Source organism: Bacillus sp. EB106-07-01-XG149, from assembly GCF_058791555.1.
This window is the reverse complement of sequence record NZ_JBYTDP010000005.1, coordinates 298,922-324,148: the sequence shown is the minus strand read 5'-3', so window position 1 is coordinate 324,148 and position 25,227 is coordinate 298,922. Positions and strand designations below refer to the sequence as shown.

21 protein-coding genes and 1 pseudogene are annotated in these 25,227 nt (G+C 35.4%); 7 read left to right on the top strand and 15 right to left on the bottom strand.

Features of this window, described 5'->3' with window-relative positions; genetic code table 11:
• Positions 1 to 27 precede the first annotated feature (27 nt).
• The 7 genes from nprB to AC3WTA_RS21320 all read right to left on the bottom strand — a co-directional run bounded on the left by nprB (position 28) and on the right by AC3WTA_RS21320 (position 6,050).
• Entirely contained in the window at positions 28 to 1,677 is a 1,650-nt protein-coding gene (nprB, locus tag AC3WTA_RS21350; RefSeq protein ID WP_033657710.1) for a neutral protease NprB, read from the bottom strand.
• Between the two features lie 156 nt (positions 1,678 to 1,833).
• On the bottom strand, positions 1,834 to 2,532 hold the full coding sequence (locus tag AC3WTA_RS21345; RefSeq protein WP_000488935.1) for a pirin family protein: 699 nt from the start codon (positions 2,530 to 2,532) through the stop codon (positions 1,834 to 1,836).
• 51 nt (positions 2,533 to 2,583) lie between these two features.
• On the bottom strand, positions 2,584 to 2,994 hold the full coding sequence (locus AC3WTA_RS21340; RefSeq protein WP_000845461.1) for a MarR family winged helix-turn-helix transcriptional regulator: 411 nt from the start codon (positions 2,992 to 2,994) through the stop codon (positions 2,584 to 2,586).
• Positions 2,995 to 3,106: 112 nt separating this feature from the next.
• Positions 3,107 to 3,541 carry a DUF3920 family protein gene (locus AC3WTA_RS21335; protein ID WP_000422829.1) on the bottom strand — a complete coding sequence of 145 codons (435 nt, stop codon included), beginning with the start codon at positions 3,539 to 3,541 and terminating at the stop codon, positions 3,107 to 3,109.
• 137 nt (positions 3,542 to 3,678) lie between these two features.
• Positions 3,679 to 4,272 carry an undecaprenyl phosphate transporter UptA gene (uptA, locus tag AC3WTA_RS21330; protein WP_000900200.1) on the bottom strand — a complete coding sequence of 198 codons (594 nt, stop codon included), beginning with the start codon at positions 4,270 to 4,272 and terminating at the stop codon, positions 3,679 to 3,681.
• Between the two features lie 80 nt (positions 4,273 to 4,352).
• A complete protein-coding gene (locus AC3WTA_RS21325) occupies positions 4,353 to 5,552 on the bottom strand; it encodes a cation:proton antiporter (RefSeq protein WP_000380223.1) in 1,200 nt (399 codons plus the stop codon).
• Positions 5,553 to 6,050 (bottom strand): cation:proton antiporter regulatory subunit, encoded by a 498-nt coding sequence (locus AC3WTA_RS21320; protein WP_001026069.1) that lies wholly within the window; start codon positions 6,048 to 6,050, stop codon positions 5,553 to 5,555.
• A gap of 409 nt (positions 6,051 to 6,459) precedes the next feature.
• Between AC3WTA_RS21320 and AC3WTA_RS21315 the strand changes: the two genes are divergently transcribed.
• The 3 genes from AC3WTA_RS21315 to AC3WTA_RS21305 all read left to right on the top strand — a co-directional run bounded on the left by AC3WTA_RS21315 (position 6,460) and on the right by AC3WTA_RS21305 (position 9,257).
• Positions 6,460 to 7,893, top strand: a complete 1,434-nt coding sequence (locus tag AC3WTA_RS21315) for an alanine/glycine:cation symporter family protein (RefSeq protein WP_000227579.1) — start codon at positions 6,460 to 6,462, stop codon at positions 7,891 to 7,893.
• Positions 7,894 to 8,106: 213 nt separating this feature from the next.
• Complete coding sequence (locus tag AC3WTA_RS21310; RefSeq protein ID WP_001041898.1) at positions 8,107 to 8,547, top strand: Dps family protein; 441 nt, start codon at positions 8,107 to 8,109, stop codon at positions 8,545 to 8,547.
• A gap of 512 nt (positions 8,548 to 9,059) precedes the next feature.
• Positions 9,060 to 9,257 carry a hypothetical protein gene (locus AC3WTA_RS21305; RefSeq protein WP_000656338.1) on the top strand — a complete coding sequence of 66 codons (198 nt, stop codon included), beginning with the start codon at positions 9,060 to 9,062 and terminating at the stop codon, positions 9,255 to 9,257.
• A 16-nt stretch (positions 9,258 to 9,273) separates the two neighbouring features.
• Here AC3WTA_RS21305 and AC3WTA_RS21300 read toward each other — a convergent pair whose 3' ends face one another.
• Together AC3WTA_RS21300 and AC3WTA_RS21295 are read right to left on the bottom strand one after the other, a co-directional pair.
• Positions 9,274 to 9,555: a hypothetical protein gene (locus tag AC3WTA_RS21300; protein ID WP_000390919.1), complete on the bottom strand. Its 282-nt coding sequence runs from the start codon at positions 9,553 to 9,555 to the stop codon at positions 9,274 to 9,276.
• Positions 9,556 to 9,673: 118 nt separating this feature from the next.
• Complete coding sequence (locus AC3WTA_RS21295) at positions 9,674 to 10,252, bottom strand: LOG family protein (RefSeq protein WP_001225727.1); 579 nt, start codon at positions 10,250 to 10,252, stop codon at positions 9,674 to 9,676.
• 73 nt (positions 10,253 to 10,325) lie between these two features.
• Here AC3WTA_RS21295 and AC3WTA_RS21290 point away from each other — a divergent pair, with 73 nt between their 5' ends.
• From AC3WTA_RS21290 to AC3WTA_RS21280, 3 genes and pseudogenes are all read left to right on the top strand, one after another.
• Positions 10,326 to 10,649 (top strand): MazG nucleotide pyrophosphohydrolase domain-containing protein, encoded by a 324-nt coding sequence (locus tag AC3WTA_RS21290; RefSeq protein WP_000355764.1) that lies wholly within the window; start codon positions 10,326 to 10,328, stop codon positions 10,647 to 10,649.
• Positions 10,650 to 10,702: 53 nt separating this feature from the next.
• Entirely contained in the window at positions 10,703 to 11,209 is a 507-nt protein-coding gene (locus tag AC3WTA_RS21285; protein ID WP_000949397.1) for a ferritin, read from the top strand.
• A 147-nt stretch (positions 11,210 to 11,356) separates the two neighbouring features.
• Positions 11,357 to 12,525 (top strand): annotated as a pseudogene (locus AC3WTA_RS21280) (DUF418 domain-containing protein).
• A 43-nt stretch (positions 12,526 to 12,568) separates the two neighbouring features.
• Here the strand turns inward: AC3WTA_RS21280 and AC3WTA_RS21275 are convergent.
• The 4 genes from AC3WTA_RS21275 to AC3WTA_RS21260 all read right to left on the bottom strand — a co-directional run bounded on the left by AC3WTA_RS21275 (position 12,569) and on the right by AC3WTA_RS21260 (position 18,860).
• A complete protein-coding gene (locus AC3WTA_RS21275; RefSeq protein ID WP_000706847.1) occupies positions 12,569 to 13,750 on the bottom strand; it encodes a NupC/NupG family nucleoside CNT transporter in 1,182 nt (393 codons plus the stop codon).
• A 356-nt stretch (positions 13,751 to 14,106) separates the two neighbouring features.
• Positions 14,107 to 15,288, bottom strand: a complete 1,182-nt coding sequence (locus AC3WTA_RS21270) for a NupC/NupG family nucleoside CNT transporter (protein ID WP_000673848.1) — start codon at positions 15,286 to 15,288, stop codon at positions 14,107 to 14,109.
• 365 nt (positions 15,289 to 15,653) lie between these two features.
• Positions 15,654 to 17,096: an alanine/glycine:cation symporter family protein gene (locus tag AC3WTA_RS21265; RefSeq protein WP_000346403.1), complete on the bottom strand. Its 1,443-nt coding sequence runs from the start codon at positions 17,094 to 17,096 to the stop codon at positions 15,654 to 15,656.
• Between the two features lie 333 nt (positions 17,097 to 17,429).
• Positions 17,430 to 18,860: an alanine/glycine:cation symporter family protein gene (locus AC3WTA_RS21260; protein WP_001022949.1), complete on the bottom strand. Its 1,431-nt coding sequence runs from the start codon at positions 18,858 to 18,860 to the stop codon at positions 17,430 to 17,432.
• Positions 18,861 to 19,159: 299 nt separating this feature from the next.
• Here AC3WTA_RS21260 and AC3WTA_RS21255 point away from each other — a divergent pair, with 299 nt between their 5' ends.
• Positions 19,160 to 19,798: an NAD(P)-dependent oxidoreductase gene (locus AC3WTA_RS21255; RefSeq protein ID WP_000689918.1), complete on the top strand. Its 639-nt coding sequence runs from the start codon at positions 19,160 to 19,162 to the stop codon at positions 19,796 to 19,798.
• 42 nt (positions 19,799 to 19,840) lie between these two features.
• Here the strand turns inward: AC3WTA_RS21255 and AC3WTA_RS21250 are convergent, their stop codons facing one another.
• On the bottom strand, positions 19,841 to 23,638 hold the full coding sequence (locus tag AC3WTA_RS21250; protein ID WP_098116335.1) for a putative mucin/carbohydrate-binding domain-containing protein: 3,798 nt from the start codon (positions 23,636 to 23,638) through the stop codon (positions 19,841 to 19,843).
• A gap of 570 nt (positions 23,639 to 24,208) precedes the next feature.
• Entirely contained in the window at positions 24,209 to 25,138 is a 930-nt protein-coding gene (locus AC3WTA_RS21245; protein ID WP_001022616.1) for a thioester domain-containing protein, read from the bottom strand.
• Positions 25,139 to 25,227: the final 89 nt, after the last annotated feature.

Below are 25,227 nucleotides of genomic sequence, written 5' to 3'. Positions count from 1 at the left end.
ACATCCTAGTCAGGTCTTTTTCTCTTATTATTTTACGCCTACTGCATCATAAGCTTTCGTTACAGCTTGTACAGCTTTAGAGTTTTTACCATATAAATCTTCAGCTGACTGCAGAGCAGCTTGACGCATCATCTTAAAGTCAGAGTTTGCAGTTAAATATTTCGTAAGAGCACGGTAATAAATTTTTTCTGTCGCTTCACGGCCTACTCCAGTTACTTTCACACCGTAATGCTCTCCGCCATCAGATACTAAATATGCAGCTTTATTGTTAATACTACTGTTAATATGAACGCCGCCATTATCAGCTGTTCCAGTGTAGCGTTTATTGTAATGATCTGGGTAACCTTCACCTGGTTTTAATGGATTTGGAATAGATGCTGGATCTTTCAGAGAACGAAGTGCATCACCAGGTTTTCCAGGTGTATAAATGTCAGCACCTAAATCCCAGCTCTTCTTCTCAACCATGACACCCATAATATCAGATAACGATTCATTTAACGCACCTGACTCATTTTTATAAACAAGGTTTGCTGTATGTTCAGTTACAGCATGCGTTAATTCATGACCGATAACATCTAATCCAGCAGATAATGGAATAAACGTCGTACCGTCTCCATCACCATACATCATTTGTACACCGTTCCAAGCTGCATTATTCCAGCTTTCTCCAACGTGAACAGTAGAAATAAGCTTCGCACCTTTATCATCGAAAGAGTTACGATTAAATGTCTTTTTGTAGTAATCATATACTTTTCCTGCATTTACATGCGCATCAACCGCTGCTTTATCTTCGAAGAACTTAGATTTACTCTCAACTTCTTCTCCTGTGTATCCAAGCCATTGTGAGAATAAGTTAAACAAGTTTTCATCCATATTTTCTGCATCAAATGTATGAACACCTTGTCCTCGTTTACCATCAAACAAGTTGAACGCTCCTGTTTTCTCATCTTGAGCAATTTCAAATGATTGTCTATCGCCTAGTACTCCGTAACCAAATCCTGTAATGTGATCTACAGCGTTATATTTCTCAATCACATTTCCATTCGTTGCATCAACAAAATAATGCCAGTATCCTGGAGCTGGTTTTGAAATCGATGCTTTAACTAAGTATGCAAGATAGTACTTCCCATCTTTTTCATACACAAATAAATCTTTTTTCACACCGTCATAATTCTTTACTTTACCAACTTCTTTTTCAATATCTGCCTTTGCAATCGTTTCAGCTTGCTCTGCACTAATATTTGCAAACGAAGGAATATTTTTATCCTCTAAATTCGGAATAACTTGTCCGAAGAATGCTTTTACATTATTTTCTTTATCTAGTGTAACAGTCTGATCTGAACCATACACAGGAATATTATTATGTTTTTCAACTAACTTCACATGTGTCGTACCAGATTCAGCATCTTTTTCCTCCCCAACGACATTGAAGTGTTTATCAATATTTCCTGCTAATTTAAACATATCTTTCTTACTCTCTAAATATTGAAAGACCGTCTCTTTTTTATCTAGTCCTTCTGGTGCTTTCCATTCTTCACCTATGTATGCAGGTGTTTTAAATTCTTGATGATATTGAATTTTTTGTTCTTCTGCTTTCGTTGTCGTTGCTCCAAATGTTCCAAATCCCCCGGCTATAACAGTTAACGCTAATGCTGATGAAATGACTTGCTTTTTCACTATAACATTCCCCATTCCCATAAAGATTTTTGACACTTTTATACAATTCTTATTTTCCGGGCTAATACCTTTTTCTAAATATTGAGAAAGTTTTTTCTGACAATTCCACTCAAAAAAAGAGGACATCAATTCGATGTCCTCTTTTCCATAAACGTTCTATTGTCTTTTCAATTCGATTGCTAAATAGTGTGATTGCTCTTTCGCTTCAATATGAATATCTTCTTCTACTGCTTCTGCTGCATCACGCATAACAAGATTTTCACCATTTATTACACTACTCCCTTCAATTTGTACAAGGTACAATTGACGGCCTTCTTGCACCGGGAAATGAATTTCTTTTCCAGCATCTAACGATAAAGAATATAAATTCGCATCTTGGTGAATACGAATTGGTGCCTCTCCTTCTACTGGAGATACCATATGGAACCATTCATTTTCACGCTTGCTCCAATCAAATGTAAACTCACCATAGTTTGGTTTATGATCCGCACGATCTGGTAAAATCCAAATTTGTAATAAACGTAGTGTTTCATTTCCTAAATTATGCTCGCTATGAAATACACCTGTGCCAGCACTCATATATTGAACATGTCCTCGCTCAATTGTTCCGCGATTCCCCATGCTATCCTCATGTGTTAAAGCACCATCTACAACGTACGAAATGATTTCCATATCGCGGTGCGGATGCATATCAAAACCAGTTTGTGCCGCTACTAGGTCATCATTAATTACACGCAATGCTCCAAAGTTCATGTTATTCGGGTTATAGTAATTCGCAAAGGAAAAATGAAAATGTGTATTTAACCAACCGTGATTTGCTCTTCCCATATTTTTATGATCAACTTTTCTAAACATATCCTTCACCTCATATTATCTCGAATTCAAGATTTATTTTAAAAATTTTTCTCACTGTAATTTTTTTAGTAATTGTAATAATTGATGTTGTTCTTCTACATTTAAATTTTGAAACTGCTCCGCTTGGAACGTTTCTTGAGGCGGGACGATTTCTTCATATAAAACTTTTCCCTTTTCTGTTAACGAAATATATTTTGTAGTACCTTCTTGTTCACGATGAATCCACTCCAGCTGCTCCATTTTATTTAATAGCTGCGTAATATTTCCCTTCGTAACAAATAGTTTATTTCCGAGCTCTTGCTGCGTTAGACGATTATGTCCTCCAACTTGAGCTAGCACATCAAACTGAGCGGCAGATACATTCCATTCTTTCAAATGCTGATTCGTCTCACGAATACTTTTGTTATAAAAACGTGATAAACGAAACCATAATAGTAATCCGAGTCTATCTTCTGTCTTCATTCTATCACCTCGCTCATTTCATACCATTAGTTTAGAACTAAACTTTATAAAAGTCAATCACTTACTTTTAGTAATCAACAAAGAAAGCACAGTGCCATTTCTCCACTATGCTTTACATTAACTTTCTATTTTTATATTCATCTAACTTCCTCTCCGCGAACTTTCTCGCATCTTTCTCAATCCATCTATCTTCGTACACTTCACTTCCAACATACAATACTTCTCTCTTATGCTGCATCGCATGACGAAACTCATGCAGTAGTGTTTTGAGCACCTGCTCGTACTCTTCCCACATACAAACAAAAATTAATTGTTTTTCTTTATGATAAAAACCACCTACTGGGAATAAGAATTCCTCTTCTTCTTCTCCTAATGATAGAAGCACATGATTCGCATCACACGTATCACAAAAAACAACTGGTGTTTTACATACTTCAATCAGTGAAAACAAATCATCTCTAAGCCTTTTGACATCCCAAGGAAGCTCCGAATCCAACACATACCAATTCTCAACTTGTTGATATACATTTTGAAACTGGAGTTCCATTTCTCTATAATCCCCTTTCCAAACTCCCTTTTCCTATATGTATGCCACAATATGTAAAATATTAAACCTACTCTTTCCCCTTTCGAAAAATGACAATAAAAAAAGAACCTATGTCAGCATAGATTCTTTTTACGTAATCACTTTTTTTTCATCACTTTTTTTAATGCAAAGTAACCAATTGCACAAACAATAGCTGCAAGTGCAAAGTATTTCACATATGGCCCAGCTACTTTATTAATACTTTCCCACTCTGTTCCTAATTTAAAACCTAAATATACAAATACAATTGACCATGGAATAACAGCTAATGTAGTTAGCGTAATAAACTTAGCATGTGACATTTTCGCAATACCCGCTGGTATCGAAATAGCATGACGCACAACAGGAATAAAACGCGCTGTAAAAATAACGCCAGTTCCGTAACGATTAAACCAATCTTCAGCATAATCAATATGTTTCTTTTGAATTAAAATATATTTTCCATATCGCTCAAGGACAGGTCTTCCTCCGTAACGACCGATCCAATAAATGAATAGTTGTGCAATTACACCACCAATTGTACCGAACGCGACAGCGCCCCAAAACGTAATGCTTCCTTTTGATACTAAATAACCTGCATAAGACAATACGATTTCACTCGGAATAACCTCTAACATCAATCCAAGCATAATTCCCCAATAACCAAGTCCTTCTAGAAAAACTAAAACGGAATGAATCAACTCTCCTAACATCATGTACCTCTCTTTACTGTTTTCATTGCAAAAAATAAAAGTACAAGCAGTAAATATCTTGTACTTTTATTTTTTTAAAATTAGTTAGTCTTCGTATCCCACTTAAAGATTTTATTTAAAAATTTATATACATTCTTTGACTCTTTCGTCAGAAGTGGACCTAAGATCGATAGTATAAGCACGTATAGTGCCGAGAATGGTTTCAAGACTGACATTAAACCACCGGCGATGCCGATATTGGCCATAATGATGGAGAATTCTCCTCTTGAAACAATTGTTAATCCAATATTTGTTGACGCTTTATGAGATAACCCAGCTTGTCGCCCTGCAATCATTCCTGCAACAAAGTTTCCGATGATTGTAAGAAGGACAGCACCTAACGTTAACCATATCGCTCCGCCTAATGAAAACGGATCAATGCTTAATCCGAAACTGAAGAAGAAAATAGCTCCGAAAAAGTCTCTAAATGGAACAACAAGATGTTCAATTCTGTCACTATGCTCTGTCTCAGAGAAAACTAATCCTAAAAGAAGTGCTCCAATTGCTTCGGCAACGTGAATTGTTTCCGAGAAACCTGCAATAAAGAATAACGAAGCAAATACTACAATAATGAAAATTTCATCTGAACTAATATTGAGCAATTTATTTAATAAAGGCGTCGCCTTTCTAGCTACAATAAAGAATAGAAGCATGTATCCTAAAGCAATTCCAATTGAAGTAAGAGCACCTAGGAAGGAAGCATGATCTCCTAGAACTAAACCAGATACGACTGATAAATATACAGCAAGGAATATATCTTCAAACATAATAATTCCTAAAATTAATTCGGTTTCATTATTACCAGTTCTTCTTAAATCCACTAACACTTTAGCAACGATAGCACTAGAAGAAATCGTAATAATACCCGCAATAATTAAAATTTCTAGTAAAGGGAATCCCATTATAAATCCGTATAATAATCCAAGTGAAAAGTTAATTAAAATATAGATTGTTCCGCCAATCGCAATGGAACGTCCAGATTTAATTAGTTTTTTCATCGAGAACTCTAGTCCTAGGTAGAACAGAAGGAACAGAACGCCAATCCGTCCAAGGAAGGAAATTACACTCGCACTTTCAATAAATTTGAGATCGATAACACCTATTGTCGGTGCGTGCGGTCCTACTAACATTCCAAGAACAATTAGAAAAGGAATTACTGAAAATTTAAATTTCCCAGCAATTACCGCCGCAATTGCTACTAAAACTAAAGCTGTACCAACTTCAAAAATTAACGTATCCATCTAGTCAGTCCCCCTATTCGAAAGTAACTCATTAATAATTTTTTTAATTTCTTCTCTCTCACCTGAAACTACAAGCATATCGCCTTCTTCAATTACCGTTTCTGGTCCTGGATTGAATAGCTTTTTCATATTCTTTTTCATAACTGCAATAATCGTTACGCTATATGTTTTTCTTATTTCAAGGTCGCCAATTGTTTTTCCGATTGCCGGAGCTGCATTCTCCACTTTAAACCACTCAATTGCTAAACCTTCAAAGACCATTTCAACATTTTCTAATGCTCTAGGTTTGTATACCATTCCACCTAATATTGCTGCAATTTGTCTCGCCTCTGAGTCACGTAATGAAATACTTGAGATACTTTCTTCATGATCTGAATCAAAATGATACATTTCTCTACGCCCATCATCATGAATGACAATCACCATCTTTTCGTTACCTTTCGTAACGATTTGAAACTTATAACCAATACCCGGAAGTTCACTTTCTCTAATATTCATATTTAGCTCCTCCATAACTTCTTTATTTTAATTTTCTGTTTTTCTGTCTTTTGTTCATCCAATCAACTTTAGAAATTCTAACCATTCAGGATACCTATGACTTGGAAATCTTTTATTGTAATAATAAGTGGCTCCTAAAAAAATACTTAAAGATGTAATGATAAAAAACATATTACTTCTCATTTTCAAACTCTTAAGGCTTATATTCAATAAAGATTCTTCTTTCAAATTATCCCCTCTTTCTCGTTTTAAATTTAGTTTTTTAAAATGTAAATAATTCTAAAAATATTACGATGTAACATAATCATAACACAATATAAGTTTATGTAACATAATTTTTTAGAAAAATTGATTCTCGTATATTTTTTGCATATAATTTTCTTATTACGGAAAAAAGGAAGTGTATTATATGGTTGATATCTTTAGCAGATTCCTTGAGGTAACGAATAATATTTTATGGTCATATATTCTTATTGCAATGCTAATCGGCTTCGGTCTTTATTTCTCTTTCAAATTAAAATTCGTCCAAATTACTCATTTCGGTGAGATGGTCAGTTTAATTAGTAAAGGGTTTAATCGAAAAGAAAAAAAGAAAGATAGCATCTCTCCATTCCAAGCATTTTGCTTAAGTGCAGCGGCACGTATCGGTATCGGAAACTTAGCTGGTGTAGCATTAGCCATTTCAATGGGTGGACCCGGCGCAATATTTTGGATGTGGTTTATCGCTATCCTTGGAGCAGCTACTAGTTTCGTAGAATGTACGCTCGCACAAATTTATAAAGTAAAAGATGGAAGCAGGTTCCGTGGTGGGCCAGCATATTACATGGAAAAAGGATTAAACAAGCGCTGGATGGGTGTTTGGTTCTCACTTCTTATTACAGTTGCGTACGGATTAATTTTCAATTCTGTACAAGCAAATACAGTAACAATAGCGTTTGAAAATGCTTTTGGACTAGAGCGAACGATCGTAGGAGCTCTATTAGCTTTATTAGTTGCAGTTATTATTTTTGGTGGTATTAAGAGCATTTCACGTATTACAGAAATGATTGTCCCTCCAATGGCGATCATTTATATCGGTGTGGCTATTTTTGTCGTAATTAACAATTTCAATATGTTACCAAGCATTTTTACAGAAATATTTAACAGCGCATTTGGTTTAGACCAAGCTATCGCTGGTGGTATTGGAGCAGCAATCAAATTCGGAATTCAGCGCGGTTTATTCGCGACAGAAGCAGGTATGGGTAGCTCCCCTAACGCAGCAGCAACATCAGATGTATCTCACCCTGTAAAACAAGGACTTGTTCAAGCATTAGGTGTTTTCGTAGATACATTCTTAGTATGTACATCAACAGCGTTTATCGTATTATGTTCTGGACTTTACAAAGGATCGAATTTAGAAGGTATTGAATTAACACAACGAGCATTAAGTTCACAAATTGGACCGTGGGCAAGCACTTTCTTAGCGATTATTATTTTCCTATTCGCTTTCAGTTCTTTACTAGGAAACTACTATTATGGTGAAACAAACATCGCATTCATTAAAGAAAGCAAAACATGGTTACTGATTTATCGTGTTGCAGTTGTCGGAATGGTGTTCTTCGGATCTATCGCTGCCCTTCAAACGGTTTGGAGTTTAGCTGATTTCTTTATGGGACTAATGGTATTCACAAACTTAATTGCCATCTCATTCCTTAGCAAGTTTGCATACGCAGCCTTATTAGACTATATAAAGCAAAAGAAACAAGGAAAAGATCCTGTCTTCGTTGCAAGTTCTATCCCTGGCTTACAGAATACAGAGTGCTGGGATGGACAGGATGTAGAAGAGAAGCAAAAGGCTGTATAATAATTAAAAGCGGATGTGGCTCGTTTAGAACAAGAGCTATATATCAAACAAAATCCCTATTACTCCACAGTAATAGGGATTTTTATTTATAACAGTTCATAATTTGTTCAAATTAATTCCAGCAAAAGGGTTGATTTATACAAATTACTAGATTATAATGATTATAAATTAGTAATTGATATAACATAACAACTCAAAAGGAGATTGATCATAATGAACAAACAAGTAATCGAAGTATTAAACAAACAAGTAGCAGACTGGAGCGTTTTATTCACAAAATTACACAACTTCCATTGGTACGTAAAAGGACCTCAATTCTTCACATTACACGAGAAATTCGAAGAACTTTACACAGAATCAGCTACTCACATCGACGAAATTGCAGAACGCATTTTAGCAATTGGCGGCAAACCAGTAGCAACAATGAAAGAATACTTAGAACTATCTTCTATTCAAGAAGCAGCATACGGCGAAACTGCAGAAGGAATGGTTGAATCAATCATGAAAGACTACGAAATGATGCTAGTCGAACTGAAAAAAGGCATGGAAATCGCTCAAAACTCTGATGACGAAATGACATCTGACCTACTACTAGGCATCTACACAGAACTAGAAAAACACGCTTGGATGCTACGCGCGTTCTTGAATCAATAATAGATTTTAAAGCGGAGGTGACTTGCTCAGAACAAGAGGGCATTGGAGCTCCTGACGAAGAGGCGCTTTTTGCCTCACAGGAAGGCGCGAAATGACCGACTGTTCTAGTCACCGGAGCTAGATAGATTAAAAGCGGAAGCGGCTCGTTCAGAACAGGAGGGTGTTGGAACTCCTGATTACGAGGCGCTTTTTGCCTCGAATGAAGGAGTGAAACAACCGACTGTTCTAGCCGCTGGAGCTGGATATCATTTAAAGCGGAAGCGGCTCGTTCAGAGTCGCTTTTTTTCTATGGGGATTGTCGTACGTTCTGGTACATGAAATTATATCAGCGATTTTCTAATTATATCGACTTACCGACAAATCACGACAATATTAGCCCCCTCTCCTCTACTTTTATCAATATATTACAATCTCTTTTATGTTAAAATATAGGTAACATCCTTTAGTAAAATAGATCCAAAAAAGCTTTTCCATATTCATCATTTACTACTTAAATGGCGGGAGTGGTTCAGTTGAAAGACTACTTAATTAGAGCATTTTTTGCGTTAATAACAGTTGGGGTTCTCTTACTTATAGCTAATATTTTCAATATACGTGTCGAGGTTAAAGACTATGCTTTCCTCGTTGTTGTAGCAATTGGTGGCGGCTGGGGTGGCTGGTATCTGTATAAAAAACAAAGTAATCAAAGTGATAAAGGCATTCCAAAGTAATACGGAATGCCTTCTTTTATTGCCGTCTATAATAAATAATAAAATTCAAACCGCTAATACAGCCAATCGCAATAAACATGCTAAAACTCTGTGCATCCCCAGCTAGACTATACTCATCAACGATAAACCCCGACATAAACAATGTTATCGCGGCAACACCGATACACAATATCGAAATAAACCAAAGCGAAAATTCATTAATTAGCTTTTTCTTCTGTGTTGAAACAATTAGCATAACAAGAATAGATGCTGCTAATATACTTTTAAAAACAGGACGTAAATACACAAACTCCTCCATCTATTTCTCCTTTTCCAAAAACATTATATCTCAACATTAACATATTTAACCAAATTAAAAACACATGCCTTTTCAAAGTAAAATGACATGTGTTTCCAAAAATATCTATAAAATTGTATTATGATAGCTGCTTCCACTTCGTTCCTAAAACAGGACGCTCATAATTTTGGATTGCATGAATTAGTTTATCTGCCGTCTCAGCTGAAACGATCAACTCTTTATTTGATGGATTCATAAATCCTTCTTCTTCTGCACGTTCAACCATTTGCAGAATTGGTCCATAAAAGCCTTTTATGTTCAATAAACCAACCGGCTTATTATGTATACCAATTTGCGACCAACATACTACTTCAAATAGCTCTTCAAACGTTCCGTATCCGCCTGGTAATGCAATAAAAGCATCCGCAAGTTCTGCCATTTTCGCTTTACGTTCGTGCATCGTTTCTACTTCAATTAATTCTGTTAGCCCTGTATGAACAATTTCTCCTCGGAATAGACCGCGTGGCATAACACCTGTTACACGTCCGCCTAAGCGAAGAACTTCGTTTGCCACTTCTCCCATTAATCCAACGCAAGAACCACCGTATACAAGCTCATAATCGTTCTCAACAAACATTTTTCCTAACGCTATTGCCTGCTCTTTAAATTCTGGTCTCTCCCCTAAGTTGGAACCTGCAAACACACAAATCTTTCTCATTCCTACACCCCGAAACTATATATTGTTATGATACAATGAACATTGTACAACATATTGAAGGGATGAGGAAGAAATGGATATCGTCGCATTTCAAAGGTGGGTGGAGGAATTTTACGAAAAACGAAGCTGGTCACAGTATAATTCCTTTATTCGCTTAAATTTCTTAACAGAGGAAGTTGGAGAAGTTTCACGCGTTGTTCGCGCAATCGAAATTGGCCGTGATCGTCCTGACGAAAAAGTGAAAACAGAAGAAGAACTAAAACAAGAGTTAAAAGAAGAACTTGGTGATGTACTATCTAATCTTATTATTCTTTCACAAAAATATGATTTAGATTTACAAGACATTATGGAGGCTCACGTCACAAAGCTTTCGAAAAGGTTCGAAGTATCCAAATGAGAATATTATCAATTATGGTATAATATTCTTGTCACAATACTAAGGGGGATTTTATGTTATCTAAAAAATTGCACGACGCATTAAACGATCAAATGAACTTTGAATTTTACTCTGCCCACGCTTATATGGCAATGGCTGCTTACTGTACATCTGAGAGCTATGATGGATTCGCTAACTTTTTCCTTGTACAAGCTGAAGAAGAACGTTTCCACGCAATGAAGCTTTACAACTACATTAATGACCGCGGTGAGCGCGCTATTATTACTGGATTTGATAATCCAAATAACGTATATGAATCTGTACTGAACGCTTTTGAAGTAGCACTTGAGCACGAGCGTGAAGTAACGAAGCGTATTTACAACTTATCTGATATCGCTTGGGATGAGCGTGAGCATGCAACAATTACATTCTTAAAATGGTTCGTCGATGAGCAAGTAGAAGAAGAATCTTCATTCGATAGCATCATCCAAAAATTAAAACGTATTACAAGCGATTCAAACGCACTATTTATGCTAGATGCTGAATTAGAGAAACGTACATTTACGCCTCCAGCTGAATAGTATTTCAATCACCTTAATGAATGTATTAAGGTGATTTTTTATTTTCTCTTTAGCTTAAAATCACCTTAAATTTCCTCGTATTTGACATAGTGCCAACTATAAAATGGTATTATTTTCAATATAAAATAATATAAAAGGAGAGAAAAAATGAATCAACGTGTAGAAGTTGTTGATGCAATGCGTGGTTTTGCTTTATTTGGTATTTTACTTGTTAATATAACATTAATTCAATTCGGGTTCTTCGCTAATGAAAAACCATCCTATATATTTGGCGGACTCGATAAAGGTGCTAATTGGTTTATTCAATTTTTTGGCACACAAAATTTCATTTCTTTATTCTCTTTTTTATTTGGTCTTAGCATTATTTTGTTACAAAAAAGCATTGTCGCAAAAGGAAAAAAGTTTTCCCCTACATATTTACGTCGTATTCTTATTCTTTTACTACTAGGTTTTATTCACGGCGTGCTCATTTGGTCCGGGGATATTTTATTCTCATATGGCCTCATCGGGATTTTCTTACTGATGTTTATAAACAGAAAGCCAAAAACATTATTAATTTGGGCAACTATTCTACTCGCACTCCTTACACTTATGACTTATTCAACTGACCCAAATACAAATGTTACTGATTTTGCTCCTTATATTGAAAAAGAACATAAAGTCCATGAGACTGGAAGCTATATGGATCATGTCAACTTTAGGTTAACTGAAAATCCTTTCGAATATATAGGCATTGACGGTTTCTTCGGATTAACCTTTATAACACTTTTCACACTCATTTTCCTATCTCCACTCTTCTTAATCGGTATGTACGTAGGAAAAAAGGATGGTTATTTGAGATTGATAAGCATATCTCTGCTGTCAAAAAGGTCTGGATTCTTACTTGTATTTTCTCTTTTACAATCAAAACTTCAGCTATGTTCATTAAACATCCTATTTTACTTATGTTACAGGACGGCCTTACACCAGTAACCATGACCTTCTTTTACGGAAGCACAATTATTTTATTATTCCATTACAAAAAAGCAACCCGTCTACTAACATATATGGCCAATATGGGAAAAATGTCGGTTAGTAATTACTTAGCCCAGTCTATTATCACAACAACAATTTTTTACGCATACGGCTTTGGCTTATTCGGTAAAATAGGATATTTCTTCGGTATTCTTTTAACGATTGGAATCTATACAATTCAATTATTTGTTAGCACATATTGGCTGCGAAAATATCGAATGGGTCCTGTTGAGTATATATGGAGGCTTGGAACTTATTTGGAGAAACCACAATTTAAAAGAGACTTAGATAGAGCAAGTTAAATAAAAAAGCAATGAGCCTACGCTCATTGCTTCTCTTAATTTATTAAAGCATAACCCCAACGATAATCGCTGATAATATACTTACTAACGTTGCACCGTATACAAGTTTTAATCCGAATGAAGATACAACGTTTGCTTGTTTGCCATCGATACTCTTCGTTGCACCTGCGATAATTCCGATTGATGAGAAATTTGCAAATGATACAAGGAAGATAGATAAAATACCTACTGTACGAGCTGATAAATCACCAGCTACTTTTCCAAGGTCAAGCATTGCAACGAATTCGTTCGTTACTAATTTCGTTGCCATAATTTGTCCTGCCGTTAGCATCTCTGATGTTGGAATACCCATTACGAATGCTAATGGTGAGAAGACATATCCTAAAATGCTTTGGAATGTGATTCCAAAAATTGAATCGAATACACCGTTAATTGCTGTAATTAATGCTACGAAACCGATTAACATCGCCGCTACTGTTACAGCGATAGAGAAACCAAGCATAATATATTCGCCTAACATTTCAAAGAATGTTTGTTTTTTATCTTCTTGTAATTCTAAAATATCGTCTTCTTCTTTCACTTCATATGGATTAATAATATGAACGATAATGAATCCACTAAATAAGTTTAATACAAGTGCTGTTACTACATATTTTGGATCAATCATTTTCATGTAAGAACCGACGATTGACATCGATACTGTTGACATGGAAGATGCACAAAGTGTGTATAAACGATTTTTCGGTAATTTGCTTAGTTGATCTTTTACTGTAATGAATACTTCACCTTGACCAACGATTGCAGCTGCTACTGCATTATATGATTCTAGTTTTCCTAAGCCGTTAATTTTACTTAATAGGAAACCGACTGCACGAATGATAATTGGTAATACTTTAATGTGTTGTAAGATCCCGATTAATACTGCTAAGAAAATAATTGGTAATAATACTGTTAAGAAGAATGGTGCTTGTCCATCATTTGCTAGACCACCAAATACGAAATTAACCCCTGCTTCCGCAAATTTTAAAATAGCTCCAAACCCATCTGCAATCCCTTTTACTAATACAAATCCGACCTTTGTATTTAGTAAGAAATACGCAAGTACCAATTGAATGACAAGCATAAGTGCAATTGGTTTATATTTAATTTTCTTACGATCTGAACTGATAAGGAACCCTAGTACAAATACTACAAGTAAACCGACTAGAAACATTACGATCTTCATATGTGAATCCTCCACTTCTCCCACGAATTATCGGTCGTATAACGTATAACGAATGACGTCTGACCATTGATGTTAAAAAAATTTAAAACCCCTAAATATTATTCAACTGTTTTCTAAAATCAGTAAGCGTTTACATAAATTGCAATTTATAAAAGGTAGCTTCTTCTCTCCTACCATACTTGAAAGTCTGAAATTGATACCACCTACAAATCAAATTGTAAGCGTTATCTAGGCGAAATGCAATATAAATTTTAAAAGATTTTTATATGTTAATATATTCCTAGTTAATTGGTTTTTTCATGCAAATTTACCATAAAAAAAATAGCCCTAGCTATGAGCTAGAGCCATCCTTTTTTTTATAACATAACACCAACGATAATCGCTGATAGAATACTTACTAATGTCGCACCGTACACAAGGCGTAGACCGAATGATGATACAACATTTGATTGGTTTTCATCGATACCTTTCGTTGCACCTGCGATAATTCCGATTGATGAGAAGTTCGCAAATGATACAAGGAATACAGAAAGAATACCCACTGTACGAGCTGATAAATCACCAGCTACTTTTCCAAGATCCAGCATCGCAACAAACTCATTTGATACTAATTTTGTTGCCATAATTTGTCCAGCTGTTACCATCTCTGCTTGCGGGATACCCATTACGAATGCTAATGGTGAGAAAATGTATCCTAAAATAGCTTGGAATGTAATACCGAACATTGAATCAAACAAGCTATTAATTGCTGTAATTAATGCTACGAAACCAAGTAACATTGCCGCTACTGTAATCGCGATTGTGAAACCAAGCATAATATATTCACTTAGCATTTCAAAGAATGACTGTTTTTTCTTATTTTCTAATTTCAGTGTATCTTCTTCTTCTGTAATATCGTACGGGTTAATAATATGAATAATAATGAAACCACTAAATAAATTTAATACAAGTGCTGTTACTACATATTTCGGTTCGATCATTTTCATATAAGAACCTACGATTGACATTGATACTGTCGACATGGAAGATGCACATAATGTATATAAACGATGTTTTGGGATTTTACTTAATTGATCTTTCACTGTAATAAATACTTCCGCTTGCCCAACAATGGCAGCTGCTACTGCGTTATATGATTCTAGTTTTCCTAGACCATTTACTTTACTTAGCGCAGTACCAATAGCACGAATAAATATCGGTAAAATTTTAAAGTGTTGCAGAATTCCAATTAAAACGGCAAAGAATACGATTGGTAATAACGCCGTTAAGAAGAATGAAACCTCTCCTTTATTAACAAGACCGCCAAATACGAAAACGATTCCAGCTTCCGCATATCCAAGAAGCGCGCCAAATCCATCTGAAATTCCTTTTACTAAAATATAACCAACTTGCGTATTTAATAAGAAATAACTTAACGCTAGCTGAATAACAAGCATAATTGCGATTGGTTTATACTTAATCTTCTTTCGATCGGCACTTATAAGAAAACCGAGTACGAATACAACGAGCAATCCTACAAGAAACATAACAAACTTCATTAATAAAATCCTCCATTTAACTCTTCATTAACGTTGAACGTCTGACCATTCAAAATAAGAAATAATCCGAACTTTCCATTTCTCCTCTAAAACCTTCAATCGGATAGGAAAGATCATAAAATCTCTTGTTTCAAAGGCATTTTCCATTCTAACACAAATCACAACTCATATCCGCACTTTTCTTAAAAAAATTACATTTTATTATAAAACGTTCATGAATGTTCGTCTTTTACATTATATAGCGAAACTTTAATCAATATCATCCCCACTGATTATTAGCCCGTATCAATCGAGAGTTTTACTGTTCACAAATAGCAGGATAAAACAAAAAAATGAGCATCAAGTTTCACTTGATGCTCACCTCATTATACTGCTTTTTCTTTATCAGCTACTGCTGGCTTATCCCAGCACTCTGTATTGTTCAAACCTGGAATAGACTCCGCATAGAATACTGGATCTTTTCCTTGTTTCTTTTGCTTAACGTAATCTGATAATGCCGCGAAAGCATACTTAGAAAGAAATACGATCGCCACTAAGTTAATAACAGCCATAATCCCCATAAATAAATCTGCTAAATCCCAAACGATTTGAATTGTTGCTACAGATCCTAAAACAACCATACCAAGTACAGCAATGCGGTATGCATTTAATAACACTTTACTTCCATTTAAGAATTCAATATTCGTTTCACCATAGTAGTAGTTACCTACTAATGAACTAAATGCAAACAAGAAGATTGCAACTGCTACAAATATAGAAGCCCACGGTCCGATATGTTGACTTAATGCTTGTTGCGTTAATTGAATTCCGTTTAAATCAGCCGCTCCAGGCACATCTGATAATAAAATGATAAATGCTGTACAACTACAAATTAATAATGTATCTGTAAATACCCCTAAAGTTTGAATGAAACCTTGTTTAACTGGGTGCGTTACGTTTGCAGTCGCAGCTGCGTTCGGCGCACTACCCATACCTGCTTCATTTGAGAATAATCCACGTTTTACCCCTAGTAAAATCGCAGCTCCTAATCCCCCACCTACTACTTCTTTAATTCCGAAAGCATGTAAGAAAATTTCTTTAAATACATACGGAATTGCCGTAATGTTTGTTACAACAACGAATAATGCCACTGCTACATATATAATTGCCATTACTGGAACAATCATTTCAACCGCACGTGCAATACGTTTTACTCCGCCGAAGATAATGATTGCAAGTAAACCAGCCATAAACAGACCTACAAACTTACCATCTGTGTTAAATGCTCCATCAAAAGCCGCCGCTACTGTGTTTGACTGCACGGCGTTGAAAATTAATCCGAAACTAACTGTTATTAGAACAGAGAAGACAACTCCTAGCCAGCGTTTCTTTAAACCCTTTTCCATATAATACGCTGGACCACCACGGAATGCATTCCCATCTTTTACTTTATAAATTTGCGCTAATGTGCTCTCTACAAATGCAGAAGCACCCCCAATTACCGCAATTAACCACATCCAAAATACCGCTCCTGGTCCACCTGCTGAGATTGCGATAGCTACACCAGCTAAGTTACCAGTACCTACACGAGATGCTGTACTCATACAAAAAGCCTGGAACGATGATACACCGCTCTTCTCTTTTTGAGCTTTCCTCGTTTTCGAACTTGCCCCATCCCCAAGCAAACGAATCATTTCACCGAAGTAACGAACTTGGACAAATTTCACACGAAATGAAAAGTAAAGCCCTAACCCAATTAACATCGCAATAATGACATATGACCAAAGGACATTATTTACATCCCCAATTACCTTAGCTAAAAAATCCATAATTGCATTACCCCCTCTTCCTAACAATAAGAAAATTATATTCTAAAAACTTTTAGTAATCAAGAACTTTATGTTAGGTTTTATAACATGGGTGCGTTAAACTTCTTAACATATATGTTTTTTTACGTAAAAATATAACCAGTACGTGCATTTATCCAATACTCAATCACTCATCCCATTCGACCGGTCATACTTTTAAGACAGTGCGTTCTCTACAAATAACGAGAGGAATGAACAAACAAAAATTATATTACTAATTACCTCTCACCCTTTTCATCATTTACTACAACAAAAAAGGCGAGCATCGAATTTATCTCGATGCTCACCTTTTCATTACACTGCTTTTTCTTTATCCGTTACCGTCGGCTTATCCCAACACTCTGTATTCGTTAAACCAGGAATAGAATCTGCACTGAAGACTGGATCTTTCCCTTGTTTCTTTTGCCTTACATAGTCCGCCAATGCAGCGTATGCAAATCGTCCAAGAAGTGTAATCGCAATTAAGTTTGTGATTACCATTAGTCCCATAAATAAATCCGCCATATTCCATACAACTTGAAGCGTCGCAACAGAACCAAATAATACCATTCCCACTACCGCAATACGGTAAATCGTTAACCAAGTTTTACTTTGTTTAATGAATTCAATGTTCGTTTCACCATAATAGTAGTTTCCTAGAAGTGAACTGAAAGCGAATAAGAAAATAATAATCGCCAAGAAGCTACTTGCCCACGAACCAATTTGTGAACTTAACGCAACTTGCGTTAATTCAATACCTTCTAAATTTGTTGCTTTATATGCACCAGAACATAGTACGATAAATGCTGTTGATGTACATACTAAAAATGTATCTACTAATACTCCAATTGTTTGAATAAATCCTTGTTTCGCTGGATGTGTTACATCCGCTGTTGCTGCCGCGTTCGGCGCACTACCCATACCTGCTTCATTCGCAAATAATCCACGCTGAATACCATATTTCATCGCAGCACCAATACCGCCACCTACAGCTGAATCTAAACCGAATGCACCTTTAAAGATTTCTGTAAACATGTCCGGTATTAAATAATAATTTTTAATAACAACGAAAATTGCTACTGCAATATAAATAAGTGCCATTGGCGGAACGATCATTTCAGACATACGCGCGATACTTTTCACGCCACCAAAAATAATAACCGCAACTAATACTGCTAATACAATCCCAACAACGTAACGCTCAATACCAAAAGCGTTTTTAAATGCTAATGTAACTGTATTTGCTTGTACGGAGTTGAAAATTAATCCGTAACTAATTGTAATAAGGATAGAGAACCAAATTCCCATCCAACGTTTATTTAAACCTTTTTCCATATAATAAGCAGGACCACCACGGAAGCCACTGCCATCTTTTATTTTATAAATTTGTGCAAGCGTACTTTCCACGAAACTTGAAGACGCTCCGACAATTGCAATAACCCACATCCAAAATACTGCTCCAGGTCCTCCCATAGAAATAGCTAACGCTACGCCCGCTAAGTTCCCGATTCCAATACGAGCTGCTGAACTCATACAGAACGCTTGGAAAGAAGATACACTACCTTTTTTACGCGTCTTTCCAGTTAATCCATCACTCATTAGTCGAACCATTTCCCCTAAATGAGTAATTTGTACGAATTTCAATTTAATAGAAAAATAAAGACCTAAACCAATTAACATTGCAATAAGAATATATGACCAAAGAATTGTATTCGTTGATGAAACAAATTGCTCTAAAATATTCATACAATTAACCCCTCCTTTTCTCCATAAAACGAATTATATTTAAAAAACATTTAAAAATCAACATTTTTCGACAATTTGCATTTTCCAAATATTAGCCAGACACGAAGTAACAATATCTTTACGACTCTCCTTCCTCTAACTGTGCATACTAAACAAAAAGTAAATCTACAAACTACCCCATTGACAAAAACAACATCCTGTAACTATAATGATTACATCAGGTTGTAACAAACCTTATTACAACAAATTCATTTACTTTCAGATATACACTTTAACAAAACACTTTGGAGGGATTTATTATGAAAATCGGAATCATCGGAGCAACTGGTAAAGCAGGAAGTCGTATTTTAAAAGAAGCATTAGATCGCGGACATGAAGTAACTGCAATCGTAAGAAACGCCGCGAAAATTACAGAAAAAAACGTAAAGGTTTTAGAGAAAGATGTTTTCTCTCTTACATCCAATGACCTACAAGCATTTGACGTAGTTGTAAATGCATTCGGCGCTCCAGCAGGAGAAGAACATCTTCACGTAGATGCAGGAAACGTACTAATTGAAGCTATGAAAGGTGCACCTAACACAAAATTACTTGTAGTTGGCGGCGCTGGAAGCTTATTTGTAGACGAAGAGAAAACAACGCGTGTATTTGATACGCCAGGTTTCCCAAATGAATACCTTGCAACAGCTCAAAACCAAGGAAAAAACTTAGAAATTCTGCAACAAACTAACGATATTACTTGGACATTCATCAGCCCTTCTGCACTATTTGCATTAGGAAAACGCACAGGCTCTTATACAGCTGGCAAAGACAACCTTCTTGTTAACGCAAAAGGTGATAGCTACGTAAGTTACGAAGACTTCGCAGTTGCAGCACTTGATGAAATCGAAAATCCGAAACACCTAAACGAACGCTTCACAGTTGTTTCTGAAGCTGAATAATACAAAAATGCGCGTAGACCCAACATCTACGCGCATTTTTTATTACAATGTTTTCTTTACTAGCTCTAATCCACTTTGAGTGATTTTAAATTCAACTTCTGTTGAAGCCACTTGTTCTGCTAACTCATTCTTTTTATACCATTTCAGACGACTTGGTTCTGCATGATACACTTTTACTACATCACCATACTCAAATGAAGTAACATTTACCTGTTCCGCAAAATTCTTTGAAGTTTCTTGCCCTTCCGCTGATATATGCTTTTTCTTATTCCCATTTTGATCATAAATCGCAAAGCCTATATACTCTTCGTTCACAAAACGATAATGAATCACATCATTCGTAAATGTTGCATGTAACTTCTTTTCATCATGATTTAACGTAATAATAGAACGTGTAACATCGGACACACCTTGATAGACTAGACTATCCCCATATGTCACTTCTACAGGAACTTCCGTCACTTTCTTATTTCCAAATCGATCTTTCGTTTCTATTTTCACTGTTTGCTGACCAATTTTTGTCGTATCTAGTTTCCCTACAAAACCTACTACTTCTCCACCCTGTACTTCAACAAATTTCTTCGCATCTAGCGTTTCGCTATTTGTTCCGATTACTACTTGCTGCGGATTTGCTTTTACTGTTTGCTCACCGTCTAATCTTTCAAATCCATTTTCAGTGATTTTGAAGACTAATTCCTTTATCTCTTTACTTTTTCCTTCGCCCACATATACATCTTTTTGATACCAATGTAAACGAGAAGATTCCGCATGATATGCTTTCACTACATCGCCATACTCAAATGCAAGTCCATTTACTTCCTTAGCAAATTCTTGCGTATTCTCTAAACCTTTTACCGCTATATTTTTCTTCACTGTTCCTTCTTTATCGTACAATGTGAATTCAAAATACTTTTCATCTTTAAAGTAATCATGAATTAGGTTCTTTGTATCTGTCGCACTCAGTTTTTTCGTATCATGATGCAAAGTTACAATTGATTTCATATCGTCGGCACCATAACTTAATCCATATACAAGTAGGCTATCTCCATATGTTACTGTTAGAGGAACTTCTGTCACTTTCTTATTTCCAAACATATCCTTCGTTTCTACTTTTACTTGTTGTTCACCGATTTTCGTTGTGTCTGGTTTTTCTACAAACCCTACTACTTCTCCACCTTTTACTTCCACAAATTTCTTCGCGTCTAACATTTCGCTATTTGTTCCGATTACTACTTTTTGTGGAACCGCTTTTACTTCTTGCAACATATCCATTCTCTCAAAACCTTTTTCTGTCACTTTGAAGAATAGTTCTTTTACTCCCTCTTTCTCACCTTGACCAGCAAAGTTATTATTTTGATACCATTTCAAACGGTCTGGTTCTGCATGAAATACTTTCACAACGTCCCCATATTCATATTGCAGTCCATTCACTTGTTCAGCAAAATTCTTTGAAGTTTCTTGTCCTTCTGCTGTTACATGTTTTTTCTCAGTTCCGTTTTGATCATATAACGTAATTCCTATATATTGTTCTTTGTTAAAATACTCATGAATTTGTTCATCCATTTCAGTCGCATGTAATTTCTTCTCTTTATGCTTTAATGTTACAACTGATGCGATTTCATTGTTATATCCTATATAAGCAATGCTATCTCCATAAATCACTTCTACAGGTACTTCCGTTACTTGCTTATTTCCAAAACGGTCTTTCGTTTCTACTTTTACTTTTTGTTCACCTAGTTTCGTTGTAATTGGTTTCTCTACAAAACCAATTACTTCTCCATCTTTTACTTCAACAAACTTCTTCGCATCTAATGCTTCGCTATTTGTTCCGATTACTACTTTTTGTGGCACAGCTTTTACTTCTTGCAAACCGTCTTTTAATTCAAATCCTTGCGGAGTAATTTTGAAAAACTTTTCTTTTTTATTCTCTGCTGGATTTACCAGTTTGTCGTTTTGATACCAACTAAAACGATCCGGTTCCGCATGAAATACTCTCACGACGTCCCCATATTGGAATTCAAACTCCTTCAATTGCGCAGCAATTTTTTTTGAACTTTCTTGTCCCTCTACAGAAATATTTTTCTTTTCATTACCTTCTTTATCGTATACTGTAATCTCTACATATTTTTCATTTTTAAATCGCTGATGCAATGCATTACCCTCGAAAACAACATCAATTTTCTTTTCATTATGAAGAAGTGCTATAACAGAATTCACTTCATCACCAAAACCTTTAATTACCATAGTATCCCCATAACGAGCATTCATTGGAACAGGAATTAAATTTTTATTCCCTTTCTCGTCTCCAATTTCTACTAATACTTCCTGTTTTCCATTCTCTAATCTAGGCCAAATAATCTTACCTGTTACTTTTACATTCTCACCTAGATTTTGAACCAGTTGACTTGCTAAATTCTCATCAAAATCCGTACCTACTACAAGGTCTTGCTCCACATTAAATGCTTCACCATATGGAACTTCATATGGCGTAACTTGTTTTTCACGAATATCGTTACTATCTGTTGCTTTCCATATTTCTTTTTCTAATTTAGGTAAATTTAATTTCTCTATTTTTTCTCTAGTCTCATCATTTGGAGTTAATCCCCACTCCTCAAAGAAAGGAACTAAATTTTGCCCCGCCACTTTTGATGTCATATAAATAAACATTTGCTTTTTCTCTTCATCAGAAGTAGGCATTTCCTCTTCAGATAACAAACGATAAGCTTGATGCAATGTAGGATAAAAATGTTCTCCATACACTACATTTAATTGCCAAAACATTGTAAGCGGATCGAACTTATCAATTATTCTTTCTTCTATAGGTCTTTCTAAATACTCAAATGATTTTTTATAATGATCCCCCATGTCTAGTTTATTCCCTAATGCTTTTTGTACTGCTAAAGAATAAATGTTAACTGTTACTTCCCCAACAGCATCCCAGTCCCAAGGCCTTTGTTGATGTAAATGTCCAACTTCATGCCATGGTCCCCAACCATCCTTTTCAAGTACTTCTAAATCCAATACTCTATTCATTACTTTTGGGATATATGCTGTACGATAATCTGTTGCGAACATATAATCATCTTCATCAGGCTTCCGTTCTTCAACAAACTGAACGTAATGATTTGGAGATTTCGCGACTCCAATACCGTCCTCAGATAATCCTGCTACTGCATTTTCCAGACGAATAATCTTATCGTGTAATTTCATTAGCTTTGTTGGATCTGTACCGTTCATATGATCTTGAACAGCATTATAACTCGCAGTAATTAAACTTCTCTCACCTTTTAATTCAACTGCATAAGGATCCTTATATTTCTTCAACATTTCATCAAAATCTTTTTTCGTATGCTTACCTAAAATAAACAAAGGAAAATGGCTACCACCATTCGTAACAGAAGCTATTACTTCCCCTTCTTTATTCATATTATAAAAATATAAAATACCACCATTCGGCGATGAAATAACATTTTTTCCCGGTTTTAAATCAAACTTTTCAGGTTCTTTTTCATCATATGATCTTGTTCCAATAAAAGCTTGAATAGACTGCGTTCCTTTTATTTCAATTGCAATCTCTTCATTTTCCTTTGCATAAATTCCAGTTGGTTCATTAGCAGAAAGATGAAAACTTACTTTTAAACGGTTTGTTTCCGCTTCTAAATCCCCTTTTCCAGGCAAATGAAACGTCCTTTGCTCAAATTTGTTCTCTTCCAAACTCCCACCTTTAACATCTTCCAAAGGCGCCGCATATCCTTTCGATGCTTCAAAAGCTACTGGCGATAATAATGTAGATATACATATTCCAGCCACTAATACCCTACTACTCTGTTTCTTCGACATAATCTGTATCCCCTGTTCCTTTATTTAGAGAAACTATCCTATATATTCATTTAATAAATAATCCTATTATTTTTATAAAAACATTTAACGAATAGACTAACACCTCGCACACCTACATCATTTACTACCGCATTCCTTTCAATGTATTCGCTTTATTACATTGTAAAAATTTTTATGTACTGTATCCTCCTCACTTCCCTCTACTTGTGACGAGTTCTCTGTCTACATAAAAAGAGAATAGTAAAAGATTTTTAGTCTTGTCATCTATACATGTATAAATACAAATAACAATAGGAACTTACATTTCCTTCATATATGACCATCTATAGGTAGTTTTTCCAACTGAATTTTACACGCTTTCTACACGGTTTGATAGCCTTTTCAATCGGAATAATGTTACAATTCCGTGAATATAATCTATTAATTGTAACGTTTGAATTTTAATATATTTATATTATTTCTAAATAGAGTTTAAACTGTATAAACAGTAATTTCATCCCACATTTAATTTTCCTAATATAATTTTATCATTCATATAAAAAAGCACTGGCAAACGCCAATGCTTTTTCTTTATCTCTTTTGATTCGGTTTATGCGGTTCATTTGGAGTGTGTGGTTTATTATTATCATGACCATTTGTTGTTTTCCAACTTACCGCTAACTCCGGACTTGTTTTTTCCTCACTACGCTCAAGTAATACAACCGCATTTTGAATTGTTGGTGTGCCTTTATGCGCAATTCCTTGTAATTTCGTTAAATTCCCTGATACTTTAAAACTAAACCCACCAGCTGGTGTTTGTTTCGGAATTAAGATGCGGAACTTTTCTCCTACATTGAATTCCGTTTTTGCTTCGCCCTTTTCATTTACAAATTTCGCGCCTTCTGGTGCACCTGTTGCTTGCACTTTATACGTTCCGCTTTTCGCATTTGTTTCTACTGTATATAAACCTGTTTCAAAGAAATCATTTTTCAACACTGCTTGTTGCTCTTCTGACGGCACGACACTCATCGTAATTTCTTGTAATTCTTCACTAGCGCTTGCCTTTGCAACGATATCTTTCGTTACCTTTTCTACATTTTTATTTCGAAAATCTAAATCATTAATATCGATTTGTTTTAATGCATTCCATACTGCAAGCTGCGTTGCATAATGCGCTTCTCTCCAATCAGAAACACCTAATTCTTGTGGGCTCTTTTGTGGATATCCATTTAATAGTACACGATACACATTAATATCCACTTTCCCCATTTCCGGTAAATCTTGACCGCTTGGAGATTTCAAATCTACATTTAAGCAAAAGGCAATTTTACCATCTGCCGTTTTAATAAGCTCTGTTCGAATTGGTTTCTTCTTTGACCTACTATAACTCCAATCCATTTCATACTTTGTATGATCCATAACTTCCGCGAATGCTTGTTGAAGTGGAAATAATAAGTTCGCAAATACAAATAAAACACTCAAAAAAGCGGCCATTAGCTTGAAAGATCTTTTTATATTCATGTTTACAACCCCTTATGAAATAACAAATTTTCTTCTGTTTATTATTTAGTTAGAAACTTTTTTTATGCATAAACAAAACAAAAAAGAGT